The organism is Micrococcus sp. (genome assembly GCF_030523875.1).
Classification (GTDB): domain Bacteria; phylum Actinomycetota; class Actinomycetes; order Actinomycetales; family Micrococcaceae; genus Micrococcus.
The window spans coordinates 5,414-18,819 of sequence record NZ_JAUNHR010000043.1 but is presented as its reverse complement, the minus strand read 5'-3'; the positions used below and the strand labels follow the sequence as shown (position 1 = coordinate 18,819).

Genomic DNA, 13,406 nt, shown 5'->3' with positions numbered 1-13,406 from the left:
CCTCCCACCCCCCTCGAGCCCGGAAGGCGGACCGAGTTGATCGCATCCCTGAGCGGGGCCGTCGAGCACGTCGGCCTCGACCACGCCGTCATCACCGCCGGGGGAGTGGGCCTGGCGTTCGCGGCCACCCCGCAGACCCTGGCCACCCTGCACGAGGGGCGGACGGCCACCGTCCAGACCCACCTGGTGGTCAAGGAGGACGCCCTCACCCTCTACGGCTTCGCCGACCGCGCCGAGCGCGAGGTGTTCGAGGTCCTGCTGGGCGCCAACGGCGTCGGCCCGCGCCTGGCCCTGGCGATCCTGGCCGTCCACCACCCCGAGCACGTGCGCCGCGCCGTGACGGAGGAGGACGAGAAGGCCCTCACCCTCGTGCCCGGCATCGGACCGAAGATGGCCCGCAAGATCATCGTGGACCTCGCCGGACGCCTGCCCCCCACGGGGGAGGAGCCCGACGCCGCGGCGGCCCCGGAGCCGGACGCCCCCGAGGACGCGTGGCACGCCGACGTCGTGCAGGCCATGGTCGGCCTGGGCTGGTCCGAGAAGGAGGCGGCCAAGGCCGTCGCCGCCACCGTGGCCGCCCATCCGGACGTGGCCAGCTCCGGCGACGTCGCCGCCCTGCTGCGCGCCACGCTGCGCGACGTCGGCACCGCCGCCGCCGTGCGGGGGGGCCGGAGCCGATGACCGAGCACCCCGTCTCCGCCCTCGAGGCCGACGCCGAGGAGCGCCGTCTCGAGGCGGCGCTGCGGCCGAGGCACCTCGAGGAGTTCGTGGGCCAGCACCGGGTGCGCGAGCAGCTGGACCTCATGCTCGCCGCGGCCCGGCTGCGCGGGCGCACGGCGGACCACGTCCTGCTCTCCGGCCCTCCGGGGCTCGGCAAGACCACGCTGGCCATGATCGTGGCCGCGGAGATGAACGCGCCCCTGCGGCTGTCCTCCGGGCCCGCCATCCAGAACGCCGGGGACCTCGCCGCGATCCTGTCCTCGCTCACCGAGGGGGAGGTGCTGTTCCTCGACGAGATCCACCGCATGTCCCGGCCGGCGGAGGAGATGCTCTACATGGCCATGGAGGACTTCCGGGTGGACATCGTGGTGGGCAAGGGCGCCGGCGCCACGTCCATCCCGCTCGAGCTGCCGCCGTTCACCCTGGTGGGCGCCACCACGCGCGCCGGCCTGCTGCCCGGGCCCCTGCGGGACCGCTTCGGGTTCACCGGGCACCTCGAGTTCTACGCCGAGGAGGAGCTCGAGCGGGTGCTGCGCCGCTCCTCCGCGCTGCTGGACATGCGCGTGGACACGGACGGCTACCGCCAGATCGCGTCCCGTTCGCGGGGCACTCCCCGGATCGCCAACCGCCTGCTGCGGCGCGTGCGTGACTGGGCCCTCGTGAAGGGCCTCGACACGGTGGACGCCGAGGCCGCCTCCGCCGCACTGACCATGTACGAGGTGGACGCCCGCGGCCTGGACCGCCTGGACCGCGCCGTGCTGACCGCGCTGTGCACCACGTTCGGCGGCGGGCCGGTGGGCCTGACCACGCTCGCCACCGCCGTGGGGGAGGAGGCCGAGACGGTGGAGACCGTGGCGGAGCCGTTCCTCATCCGCGAGGGCATGGTGGCCCGCACGCCGCGCGGCCGGGTCGCCCTCGCGTCGGCCTGGGAGCACCTGGGCATGACGTCCCCGGAGGGCGCGCCCGGCTGATCCCCCTAGACTGGCCCGGATCCCGATCCCGACCAGACCCGAGGAGTGCGCCCCGTGCCGCTGTCCGAGACCTTCGCCCCCGTCATCGCCCAGCAGGCGGCCGGGGGTGGCAACGTGTTCATGCTCGTCATGTTCGCCGCCCTGGCCCTGATGTTGTTCCTGTCCTTCCGCCGCGCCAAGAAGGCCCAGCAGCAGGCCGTCGAGATGCGCAGCCGCCTGGCCCCGGGCATGGAGGTCATGACGGCCGCCGGCATCTTCGGCACCGTGGTGGCCGTGGACGAGCCGAACCAGCGCGTCACCCTGGAGACCGCCCCCGGCACCCGCCTGGACGTGCACCTGCAGGGCGTGGCGAACATCGTCGAGCCAGCCGAGGCCGCCGCGGCCGCCCCCGCGGACGGCGTCGACCCGCGCACCGACCGCGCCTGAGACCACCTCGGCCGGGCCCGGCGCGCACCGCCGGGCCCGTGCCGCGCACAGAGAGCACGTGACGCATGGCGAAGACCTCCCCCTCCCGCGCCGCCGGCCGCGCCCTGGCCTGGCTGGCCGCGCTCCTCGTGGCCCTGACCGCGATCCTTGGCATCGGCGTGGCGACCGGCCAGGCCGGCTGGGCCCCCAAGCTCGCCCTCGACCTCGAGGGCGGCACCCAGATGGTGCTGGCCCCGCAGACGGCCTCGGGTGAGCAGGCCACCCCGGAGCAGCTCGCCCAGGCCGTCGAGATCATCCGCCAGCGCGTGGACGGCTCCGGTGTGGCGGAGGCGGAGGTCGCCACGCAGGGCGACCAGAACGTCGTCGTCTCCCTGCCGGGCGTCCCGGACGAGGACACCCGCCGCCTGATCCAGGCCTCCGCGGACCTGCAGTTCCGCCCCGTGCTCCAGGCCGCCCCCGGCGAGCCCACCCCCGAGGAGCAGCTCCTCCCGAAGGAGCAGTTCCCGGCGCCCTCGGCCGCGCCGGCCGACGCCTACGACCCGAACTGGCTGACCCCGGACCTGGCGGACGAGTTCCAGCGCGCGGACTGCACCGTCCCGCGCGACCCCAACGCCCCGCCCATGCCCGCCGACCGCGCCGTGGTCGCCTGCCAGCCCGCGGAGGAGACCCCGGCCGGCGTCTCGCCGGCCGTCAAGTACGTCCTGGGCCCCGTGGTCGTCTCCGGCACCGAGGTCGACGGAGCGCAGCCGGGGCTCTCCCAGTCCACGGGCGGCGTGTCCACGAACCAGTGGGGCGTCAACGTGGACTTCACCGAGGAGGGCGCCCGCGCGTTCCAGGAGGTCACCCAGCGGCTGACCCCGATGCCGGAGGGCGACCCCCGCAAGCAGTTCGCCATGGTCCTGGACGGCCGCGTCATCTCCGCGCCGAACTCGAACGCCGTGATCACCGGCGGCAGCGCCCGGATCGACGGCGGAGTCTTCACCGAGCAGTCCGCCGGACAGCTCGCCGAGCAGCTCAACTACGGCTCGCTGCCCATCTCCTTCACGATCGAGTCCGAGCAGCAGATCTCCGCCACCCTCGGCGAGGACCAGCTGCGCTGGGGCCTGGTCGCCGGACTGATCGGCCTCGCCCTCGTGGCCCTATACCAGTTCTTCCAGTACCGGGCCCTGGGCCTGCTGACCTTCGCCTCGATCGTCGTGGCGGGCCTGCTGACCTATCTGGCCATCGCGATCCTCGGCTGGACGGACAACTACCGCCTGTCCCTGGCGGGCATCGCGGGCCTGATCGTGGCCATCGGCCTCACCGCCGACTCGTTCATCGTCTACTTCGAGCGCATCAAGGACGAGCTCCGCGCCGGCCGCCCGGTCGAGTCCGCGGTGCACGAGGGCTGGAAGCGGGCCAAGCGCACCATCACCGCCTCCAAGGCCGTGAACCTGCTGGCCTCCGTGGTGCTCTACTTTGTGGCCGTGGGCAACGTGCGCGGCTTCGCGTTCACGCTGGGCCTGACCGCGATCGCCGACCTGATCGTGGTGTTCCTCTTCACCCACCCGCTCATGGTCCTGCTGGCCCAGTCCGACTTCGTGGGCCGCGGCCATCGCATGTCCGGGCTGGATCCCCGCCAGCTCGGCGTGGACTCCGCGCTCTACCGCGGCGCCGGCCGGGTCCGCGAGCCGCGCGCCGCGACCGCCGCCGCCGCCCCCGCCTTCGAGGCCCGCCCGGGCCGCCGCCGCGGCCGGGGCGAGCCCGCCCTCACCATCGCCGAACGCCGCCGCGCCGAGCGCGCGCGGGCGGCCGACCCCGCCGACGGCCGCCCGGCCGACACCCAGGAGGACGCCTCGTGAACCGCTTCGCCGACTGGGGCAACGCCCTCTACACCGGCCGCCGCGCCTACCCGTTCGTCCGCCGCTGGCGGCTCTGGTTCGCGATCGCCGCGGCCCTGCTGGTCCTCGCTGGGGGCCTCACGGCCCTGCGCGGCGGGTTCAACCTGGGCATCGAGTTCCGCGGCGGCTCGGAGTTCACCGTCTCGGACGCCGCCACGGGCGATCTGGACCCGGGCCGGGAGGCCGTGGCCGACGTCGTGCCCGGCGTGGAGCCGACCGTCACCGCGATCGCCCCCGGCACCATGCGGGTGCAGACCGAGCAGCTCGACGACGCGCAGACCCGCCAGGTCGCACAGAACCTGCAGGAGGCCTACGGCGTCACGCAGGACCAGGTGACCTCCACCTTCGTGGGTCCCACCTGGGGTGCGGCCGTGTCCCAGCAGGCGCTGCTGGGCCTGGTGATCTTCGTGGTGCTCGTGACGCTGTTCATGGCCCTGTACTTCCGCACGTGGAAGATGTCCCTGGCCGCCGTCGTCGGCATGCTCTACGTGGTGGCGCTGACCGCGGGGATCTACGGGGCCACCGGCTTCGAGGTGACCCCCTCGGCGATCATCGGCTTCCTGACGATCCTCTCCTACGCCCTCTACGACACCGTCGTGGTGTTCGACAAGGTCCGGGAGAACACCCTGGGCCAGGAGGAGGACCCGGACCGTACGTTCGAGCAGAACGTGGAGCTGGCCGTGAACCAGACCCTGGTGCGCTCGATCACCACCTCGATCGTGGGCCTGCTGCCGGTGGGCTCGATCCTGTTCATCGGCGCCGGACTGCTCGGCGCGGGCACGCTGCGGGACATCTCCCTGGCCATCTTCATCGGCATCATCGTGGGCACCCTGTCCACCCTGTTCCTCCAGGCCCCGCTCTACGCGCTGCTGCGCCGCGGGGATGCGGACGTGCGCGCGCAGGACGCGCGCGTGGGCCGGGACCGGGACGGGCTGGGCCAGGAGGCCGACCTCGAGGACGCGCACGGCGCGGTGCTCTGACCGGCTGATCCGAGCGCGGAGTAGACTGCCGCATCACCCCGGGCCGGGACGGCCCAGAAGGAGGCACCGTGACCGAGCAGGACCGCCGCGCCGCCGCCCCCGCCCGCCGGGGCCGGATCGCGCGGCTCACGGGCCGTCGCGCCACGGAGTACTCGCCGCTGCTGGAGCCCCTGATGCGGACGGTGCGCCAGCGCACCTCGCACGCCGAGCAGGAGCGGATCGTGCGGGCGTTCGAGGTGGCCGAGCGCGCCCACGAGGGGCAGATGCGCCGCTCGGGCGACCCCTACATCACGCACCCCGTGGCGGTGGCCACGATCCTGGCCGAGCTCGGCGTCACGGGCCCCACCCTGCTGGCGGCGCTGCTGCACGACACGGTGGAGGACACCGACTACTCCCTCGCGCAGCTCACGGCGGACTTCGGCTCCGAGGTCGCGCTGCTCGTGGACGGCGTCACCAAGCTGGACAAGGTCACCTACGGCGCCGCCGCGCAGGCCGAGACGGTCCGCAAGATGGTCATCGCGATGGCCCAGGACGTCAACGTGCTGCTGATCAAGCTCGCCGACCGGCTGCACAACGCGCGCACATGGCGCTACGTCTCGCCCGAGTCCAGCGCGAAGAAGGCCCGGGAGACGCTCGACATCTACGCGCCCCTGGCCCACCGGCTCGGCATGAACACCGTCAAGTGGGAGCTCGAGGACCTCTCCTTCGCCGCGCTCAAGCCCAAGGTGTACGCGGAGATCGTGCGCCTGGTGGGGGAGCGCAACCCGGAACGCGAGAAGCACATCGCGGCCCTGCGCGGGGCGATCGAGGAGGAGCTGCGGGAGCACCGCGTGCGGGCCACCGTCACGGGCCGACCCAAGCACTACTACTCGATCTACCAGAAGATGGTCACGCGCGGGAAGGACTTCGACGACATCCACGACCTCACCGGCATCCGCGTGCTCGTGGACTCGGTGCGGGACTGCTACGGCGTGCTCGGGGTGGTGCACGCCCGCTGGCACCCCCTGCCCGGGCGGTTCAAGGACTACATCGCGGTGCCCAAGCTGAACATGTACCGCTCGCTGCACACCACGGTCATGGGCCCGGACGGCAAGCCCGTGGAGATCCAGATCCGCACGTGGGACATGCACCGCCAGGCCGAGTACGGCGTGGCCGCGCACTGGCGCTACAAGGCCGGCGCCCGCGGCGAGGGCACCGATGCCCCGGCCCACGGCACGCCCGGCTGGCTGCGCTCGGTCATGGACTGGCAGCACGAGACCAGCGACCCGGACGAGTTCCTCTCCTCGCTGCGCACCCAGATCGGCGCCGACGAGGTCTACGTCTTCACCCCCAAGGGGGAGATCCGCTCCCTGCCGGCCGGGTCCACGCCCGTGGACTTCGCCTACGCCATCCACACCGACGTCGGCCACCGCACCGTGGGCGCCCGCGTGGACGGCCGTCTCGTGCCGCTGTCCACCCCCCTCAACCAGGGCGAGACGGTCGAGGTGTTCACCTCCAAGGCCGAGGACGCCGGACCCAGCCGCGACTGGCTGAACTTCGTGGTGTCCCCCCGGGCCAAGTCCAAGATCCGCCACCACTTCGCCACCCGCCGTCGGGACGAGCAGGTCGAGCGCGGCCGCGAGGCCTTCACCCGGCAGCTGCGCCGCTCCGGGATGTCGGTGCAGCGGACCCTGGGCGGCGAGGACCTCGACGTGCTCGCCGGGGACCTGGGCTACCACGACCCGGACGGGCTGTTCGCCGCGCTCGCGGACGGGCACGTCTCCCCCCAGGCCGCCGTGGAGCGCTTGGCCGCCTTGCAGGCGCCGCCGGCCGCCGTCGCCGAGCCGCACGGCGAGCTCGCGGTGGGCGAGGTGGACCTCGAGGGGCTCGTCCCCGCGCAGGCCCGGCGGGCGCCGGCGCGCGCCACCAACGAGGCCGGGGTCCTGGTGGACGGCGACGGCGGCGTGCTCGCCAAGCTCGCCCGCTGCTGCAACCCCCTGCCGCCGGACGAGGTGGTCGGGTTCGTCACGCGCGGCTCGGGCGTGTCCGTGCACCGGCACGACTGCCGGAACCTGGCCACGATCCTGGAGAACGAGCCCGAGCGGCGCGTGGCGGTGACGTGGGCGCCGTCGCGGGACGCGGTGTACACGGTGGAGATCGAGGTGCAGGCCCTCGACCGCACCTCGCTGCTCTCGGACGTCACCCGGATCCTGGCCGAGAACCACGTGAACATCCTGTCCGCGTCGGTGAACACCACGCGGGACCGGGTGGCCATGAGCCGGTTCGTGTTCGAGATGGGGGACCCGCTGTTCCTCGAGCACGTGGTCAACGCCGTGCGCCGGATCGACGGCGTGTTCGAGGGCCGCCGCACCTGACCCCGCCCGCTCAGGCAGGCTCCTCGAGAGCGGCCAGCAGCAGCGCCAGACGACGGCGCGCGCCGACCGCCCCGGGCCGCCGGGTGGGCCGGGCGAGGCGCTCGCGCAGCCCGGCCGCCCCGTGCCGGGCGATCAGGCGGGCCGCCCGCCGCGTGTGGTCCGGGTCCCCGGTGAGCAGCAGGTCCTCCACGGTCCGCGCGGGCGTGGTGACCCGCACGCCGCCCACCCGCCGCACGTCCGCCTCGGCCGGGGCCTCGCCCTCCGGCCCCGCCGCGACGTCCGACTGCACGAGCGTGAACGGCACGCCCGGACCGCCCGCGGGTCGGCGGTGGAAGTGGGACACGGCCGCGTGCACCCGGGCCGGGGGCGCGCCCCCGGTGTGCACCCAGGCCGCCGACGGTCCGATGGCCGTCCACCCCGCCGCCAGCACCGGCGCGCACAGCAGCGCCAGCGCCCGCGCCCGCTCGGCTGGTCCCGACGGCCCGTCCGCGGGACGGAAGACGCCCGGCAGCACCTCCTCGACCGCCCCGCGGGCCGCCAGCACCCGCAGCTCCGCGGCGGTGAAGCACTCCCCGGCCAGCAGCAGGCCCTCGGCGAAAGACCAGGCGGGCGGCGCGCCGTCCCCGTCGATCCGCTGCGCGTGGGTGCCGTCCATGCGGGCATCCTGCCAGGACGCCGGCGGCCCCCGCCGGGCGCCTGTGGACAGGCGTCAGCGCAGCTCGGAGGCGGAGGCCTCCAGGGCGGACTTCCACTGCAGACGGGCGTCCAGGGCGTCCTGGGCCTTGGCGATCGCCTTCTGGTCCCCCTTGGCCTGGGCCTTCTCCAGGTCGGCCTCGAGCCCGGCGATGGTCTCCTCGAGCTGGGTGAGGGCCGAGTTCGTGCGGGCCTTCGTCTCAGGGTCGGTGCGGCGCCAGTGGTCGTTCTCGGCCTGCTTGAGGGCGTCCTCGAGCTTGCGGAAGCCGTCCTCCATGCGGCGGATGTCCCCGCGCGGGACCTTGCCGGCCTCCTCCCAGCGGCCGCGCAGCTCGTTGAGCGCGCGGCGGCCGGCCTTGACGTCCGTGAACGGCAGCAGCTTCTGCCCGTCCGCCAGGATCTGCTCCTTGACCTTGAGGTTCTCGCCGAACTCGCGGTCGATCTGCGCGTTCTCCGCCTTGCGGGCGGCGAAGAAGACGTCCTGGGCGGCGCGGAACCGGGCCCACAGGGCGTCGTCCTCCTTGCGGGAGGCCCGCGGGGCGCGCTTCCACTCGTCCATCAGGTCGCGGTACTTGCCGGCGGTCACGCCCCAGTCGGTGGAGGAGGAGAGCTCCTCGGCGCGGGCGATCAGCCGCTCCTTGACCTGCTTGGCCTCGGCGGACTTGGCGTCCAGTTGGGAGAAGTGGGCGCGGCGGGTCTTGTCGAACGCGGTGCGGGCACCGCGGAAGCGCTTCCACAGGCCGTCCTCGACCGACTTGGACAGGCGCGGGCCGGCCTTCTGGGCGGCCTTCCACTCGTCGAACAGCTCGGCCATGCGCTGGGAGGCCTGCTTCCAGGGCATGCGCTCGGCGGGGGTCCCGGCGTAGCCCTCCGCCTCGGCCACGATCGCCTCGCGGGCGGCCAGCTGCTCGGCCTGCGCGGCCTGGCGGCGCTCCTGCTCGGCCGTGCGGTAGTCGCCCAGCAGCGTCTCGAGGGCGGCCAGGCGGGCGCGCAACGCGGTCATGTCGCCCACCATGTGGCGCTCGGTCACGGCGGCGGTCATCTGGCCGAGGGCCTTGCCCAGCTCGGAGGACGGGGCGCCGGCGGCGATCCGCTGCTCGAACAGGGCCATCTGGGCGCGGACGTCGTCGTACTTGCGCACGAAGTACGCCAGCGCGTCCTGCTCGGCGGCGTCCGGGACCTGACCGACGGCCACCTCCTCCTCGCCGTCCAGCAGGGTGACGTGCCCGTCCTCGGACACGCGGGCGAACGCGGCCGCCTCCTCCAGCGGGGTCGGCGGCACGGACGGGGCCGGGGCGACGGGCGCGGCGGCCTTCGCCGGCCGGGCCGCGGCCGGGGAGGGCCTCAGCGCGGCGGGGGAGGGCGCGGCCGGGGCCGCGGGGGCGTCCTGGGACGCCTCCTCGGCGGGGGCCTCGAGGACCGAGCCCTCGTCGACGCCCTGCTCCTCGGCGGACGCGTCGGCGTCCTCCTGGGCGGGGGCCGGGGCCTCGACGGACTCGATCGAGCCGAGGGCGTCGGCGAGGTCGGCTGCGGGCGCGGACTGCTCGGCGGGGGCGGCAGCCGGCGTCGCCTGCTCGGCGGCGGGGGTCTGCTGGTCGTCGGACTGATGCTGGTGGGTCACCGCTGGAACTCTCCCTGACTGTGCGCCGCGCCGGGATGCGCGGCGGTGGGGATGGACACGAACAGGCTCAGCGTACCGGCCAGACCCGGCTCCCGCCCCTAGACTGTGCGGACCACGGCCCGGGTGCCGGCGGGCCCCCACATCCGCGCCGCCCCGCCGTGCCCCCGCACCGACGACGAAGGAGCCCCATGTCCCGCAAGCAGTCGCTGTCCGGCTTCCACGAGTGGCTCCCCGCCGAGCGCATCGTGGAGCAGCACGTGCTGGACACCCTGCGCCGGACCTTCGAGCTCCACGGCTTCGCGGGCATCGAGACCCGCGCCGTCGAGACCCTGGGCCAGCTGCTGCGCAAGGGCGAGGTGGACAAGGAGGTGTACGCCGTCTCCCGCCTGGCCGAGGACCAGGAGGTCGCCGACGGCGTGCGCGGGGCCAAGGACCCCTCCGACCCCAAGCGCCTGGCCCTGCACTTCGACCTCACCGTGCCCTTCGCCCGGTACGTGGTGGAGAACGCCGGCCACCTGGCCTTCCCGTTCCGACGCCACCAGATCCAGAAGGTGTGGCGCGGCGAGCGCCCCCAGGAGGGCCGCGCCCGCGAGTTCACGCAGGCGGACATCGACGTCGTCGGCGACGGCGCCCTTTCCCCGCGCTACGACGCCGACGTCGCCCTCGTGATGGCCGAGGCCCTCGGCGCCCTGCCGATCGGCGACTTCCTCATCCGCGTCAACAACCGCAAGCTCGCCGAGGGCTTCTACCGCGGCATCGGCCTGGAGGACACGGCCGGGGTACTGCGCAGCATCGACAAGCTCGAGAAGGTCGGCGCCGACGAGGTGGCCCGCCTGCTGCAGGAGGAGGTCGGCGCCACCGCCGAGCAGGCCCGCCGGGCGCTCGCGCTCGCGGAGATCCGCACCCCGGACACCGTGTTCGTGGAGCAGGTGCGCGCCCTCGGCGTGGAGCACGAGCTCCTGGAGGAGGGCCTGACCGAGCTGGCCGACGTCGTCGCCACCCTGCACCGGCGCGCCCCCGGCCGGGCGGTGGCCGACCTGTCCATCGCGCGCGGCCTGGACTACTACACCGGCACCGTCTACGAGACCGTCCTGGTGGGCCACGAGCAGCTCGGCTCGATCTGCTCGGGCGGGCGCTACGACGCCCTGGCGACGAAGGGGAACCGGACCTTCCCGGGCGTGGGCCTGTCCATCGGCGTGACCCGTCTGGTGATGCGCATGCTGTCCCAGGAGATGGCCGTGGCCTCGCGCGGCGTCCCCACGGCGGTGTACGTCGCGCTCACCCACGACGACGACTGGTCCCGCGGCCAGGACGTCGCCGCCGCCCTCCGCGGCCGGGGCATCGCCGCGGAGGTGGCCGTGACGGCGGAGAAGTTCGGCAAGCAGATCAAGTACGCCGACCGCCGCGGCATCCCGTTCGTCTGGTTCCTGGGCGCGGACGGCGCCGCGGACGAGGTCAAGGACATCCGCTCGGGCGAGCAGGGGCCCGCCGACGCCGCCACGTGGGCGCCGCCGGCCGAGGACCTCGTCCCGCAGGTCACGCGCGCCGAGGGGTGAGCGGGGCGGCCGGCCAGACCATCCCCGTGCGGCTGCGCCCGATCACCCCCGACGACGCACGGGAGATGACCCGGGTGCTCGGCGACCCTGCGCTGTATGATTTCATCGGTGGGGAACCGCCCACGGGGAGGAGCAGCTCCACCGGCAGTACTCCGTGCAGGCCCGCGGGCGCCCAGCGTCGAGGCGAACGGGCTGTCCGCAGACGCCGAGCCACGGCGTGTGCGGTGGCCCTGCTGGTCCGCCGACCCAGGGATGACGGTCTTGATGCCACGGGCGCGCAGATGGGTGCGGACGGCCCGCGATCAGTACGCCTGGTCACCCAGTACCATGCCCGGGGGAGTCCGGGGCTACCCTACCGGCTGGGTCTCACGCCGCTGTTCCAGCAGAGGAAGCAGCATCGGGCAGCCCCTGCTTGGCCGCCGGTGATCAGGCCGCCCAGCGGCAACCCTGCACCGCCGATGAGCTGAAGGATCTTCGTGCTCAGCTCCCCGGAAGTCTCGCGACCTGAGACCTTCTCCGTCACCTGTCGGTGCAACGATCCCGGCCAAGGTGGAGGCGTCTCCTGCCCTCATCAAGGGCCCGTCCGGTCACCATCAGCCCCTTCTTCTGAAGATACACCGAAAAGCCCCTTGACAGCCGATCTCCCTGGCAGGACGATGTGAATCACGAAATCAATGATTGTTTCGTGAGCAACTAGGAAGTGGGATTGAAATGACAGCCAGCAGGCGACGTCTCACCGCTATAATGATGGCGTCTCTGCTCTCAATGGCTACTGCCCCGCCATCGGCGGCAACGCCCGTGAATGATGAAGGTTTTTCCATAGAACGCGCGGCGTGTGAAATGGCCGCCGACTCGTTGGCCCACTCCGCTTCGGACAAGCAGTTGACTCCTCTGGATAAATGGGATTTTATCTGCTTTGATGGGACTGTAACTGTTTCAATCCCCCCTACCATTACACCGCTTACCGTGGGTGGTGACGCTGTTGAAGTTCACTCAGGTGCCATCGATGATTTTCTAGCGATGGAAAATTCTACAGAGGAGCTGTCCTCCATGCCTGAAAATTCGGAGAGCGTCGCGACTTCCTCTTGCTCATCCTCCACCTGCTTTCAGAGTGAGTACATTGCTCGCCGTGGGACATCTTTCATATGGGGCACAACAATGGGCGGCTCCACAGTTTCCCATGCCGCTGGTGTGAGCCTGAAAACAGTCGTTGGGGAAGCTCGGCGCTCTTCCTGGTCAGCGAGTATTTCTCCCCGTGGGTCTTACTCCATCGAAGTACTTGCGACAATGGAACTTAAAGAATACTTCCCCATTGCCGCAGATCGGTGGATTGACAATGCCCCCCTGGATACTGGGAGGTCATCCGTATCAGTGTCCGACTCCGGAACCCTCTATAATGGAGGAACTAAGCGAGAGGGTAAGTACTATCATCGTATGATGAATATCTCTATCTATGATTCAAGTTTTGGCAGGTGGTTTCACGTTAATGGAACCTTTGACGGCCCTCGATTTCAGTGCTACAAAACGGTAGTTTGCAAGTTCCCCTATGGGCGAGAAGCATGAGGCCCCATAGTGCGCTCCAGACTCCAATAATGGACGCATTCCAGGCGCTCGCTACTGTGATTTCGTCGACCCGAGACCATCGCATGACGTTCCCCATTGAGGCGCGAGTGCGCCTAACCAGTCCGCATCTGCGTTCGCCCGAGGTATACCAGGTGAGGGCGCGTGATTCCGACGGTGGCTTTAAGGCGAGGTCGGCAAGGCGTCTTATCTCCTATAACCCTCGTACGGGACGCGAGAGTCTCGTGGTCCGTCCCTCGGATGGGGAAGAGGGATTCGTGCGGGACCGCGAGTGGCCGTGGTTCTCACCGGCACATCGGGTCTTAGCCATGTTCGCGCCCGCCGAGCTGGGTATCTGGGGCGGCCATCATGATGAGCACCGACTGTGCGGTGCCTCCTGGCTGGATCAGCGCGCTGTACGCCTGGAATTGGTGCGCCGAGACGAGCCAGCCGGCTCGGCCCCGACCGGCTTCGTTGAGATTGATGTGGCCAATGCGGTGGTGACACACATGCAGGTGGACGAGGACCACTACACACTTGAGGCCGCTCGCGTCGTGATGGATGGGAGTGCGGCCCGGCCCGGTGTTGGGCCCGGGGCCCCCGGGGGGCCCCGCGCGCCGCCGCGGGGCGCCCCCGCCCCCCCCC

At 72.1% G+C, this 13,406-nt stretch carries 10 protein-coding genes and 1 pseudogene; 8 read left to right on the top strand and 3 right to left on the bottom strand.

Annotation, left to right across the window (positions count from 1 at the left end; all coding sequences use genetic code 11):
• Nucleotides 1–36 precede the first annotated feature (36 nt).
• From ruvA to Q4D18_RS07135, 6 genes are all read left to right on the top strand, one after another.
• Nucleotides 37–681, top strand: a complete 645-nt coding sequence (gene ruvA / locus Q4D18_RS07160; protein WP_303126835.1) for a Holliday junction branch migration protein RuvA — start codon at nt 37–39, stop codon at nt 679–681.
• The gene (gene ruvB, locus Q4D18_RS07155; protein WP_303126834.1) at nt 678–1,691 is read left to right on the top strand and encodes a Holliday junction branch migration DNA helicase RuvB; all 1,014 of its coding nucleotides are present in this window, start codon (nt 678–680) and stop codon (nt 1,689–1,691) included. Before ruvA ends, ruvB begins: the two co-directional genes overlap by 4 nt.
• Nucleotides 1,692–1,745: 54 nt before the next feature.
• Nucleotides 1,746–2,117, top strand: coding sequence for a preprotein translocase subunit YajC (gene yajC / locus Q4D18_RS07150; RefSeq protein ID WP_303126833.1), 372 nt, complete (start codon nt 1,746–1,748; stop codon nt 2,115–2,117).
• 65 nt (nt 2,118–2,182) lie between these two features.
• Complete coding sequence (secD, locus tag Q4D18_RS07145; protein ID WP_303126832.1) at nt 2,183–3,958, top strand: protein translocase subunit SecD; 1,776 nt, start codon at nt 2,183–2,185, stop codon at nt 3,956–3,958.
• Nucleotides 3,955–4,977 carry a protein translocase subunit SecF gene (gene secF / locus Q4D18_RS07140; protein WP_303126831.1) on the top strand — a complete coding sequence of 341 codons (1,023 nt, stop codon included), beginning with the start codon at nt 3,955–3,957 and terminating at the stop codon, nt 4,975–4,977. The genes secD and secF overlap by 4 nt, the downstream gene beginning before the upstream one ends.
• A gap of 68 nt (nt 4,978–5,045) precedes the next feature.
• Nucleotides 5,046–7,331 (top strand): bifunctional (p)ppGpp synthetase/guanosine-3',5'-bis(diphosphate) 3'-pyrophosphohydrolase, encoded by a 2,286-nt coding sequence (locus tag Q4D18_RS07135; protein WP_303126830.1) that lies wholly within the window; start codon nt 5,046–5,048, stop codon nt 7,329–7,331.
• A 10-nt stretch (nt 7,332–7,341) separates the two neighbouring features.
• Here the strand turns inward: Q4D18_RS07135 and Q4D18_RS07130 are convergent, their stop codons facing one another.
• Nucleotides 7,342–7,986, bottom strand: a complete 645-nt coding sequence (locus Q4D18_RS07130; RefSeq protein ID WP_303126829.1) for a hypothetical protein — start codon at nt 7,984–7,986, stop codon at nt 7,342–7,344.
• A 54-nt stretch (nt 7,987–8,040) separates the two neighbouring features.
• Complete coding sequence (locus Q4D18_RS07125) at nt 8,041–9,645, bottom strand: DUF349 domain-containing protein (protein WP_303126828.1); 1,605 nt, start codon at nt 9,643–9,645, stop codon at nt 8,041–8,043.
• Between the two features lie 188 nt (nt 9,646–9,833).
• Here Q4D18_RS07125 and hisS point away from each other — a divergent pair, with 188 nt between their 5' ends.
• Nucleotides 9,834–11,201 (top strand): histidine--tRNA ligase, encoded by a 1,368-nt coding sequence (gene hisS, locus Q4D18_RS07120; RefSeq protein WP_303126827.1) that lies wholly within the window; start codon nt 9,834–9,836, stop codon nt 11,199–11,201.
• Between the two features lie 212 nt (nt 11,202–11,413).
• Here the strand turns inward: hisS and Q4D18_RS07115 are convergent.
• Nucleotides 11,414–11,691 (bottom strand): annotated as a pseudogene (locus Q4D18_RS07115) (IS5/IS1182 family transposase); the annotation flags it as partial.
• A 1,399-nt stretch (nt 11,692–13,090) separates the two neighbouring features.
• On the opposite strand from Q4D18_RS07115, the gene Q4D18_RS07110 reads away from it, so the two are divergent.
• A partial coding sequence (locus tag Q4D18_RS07110; RefSeq protein WP_303126826.1) for a hypothetical protein occupies nt 13,091–13,406 on the top strand: 316 nt, incomplete at its 3' end.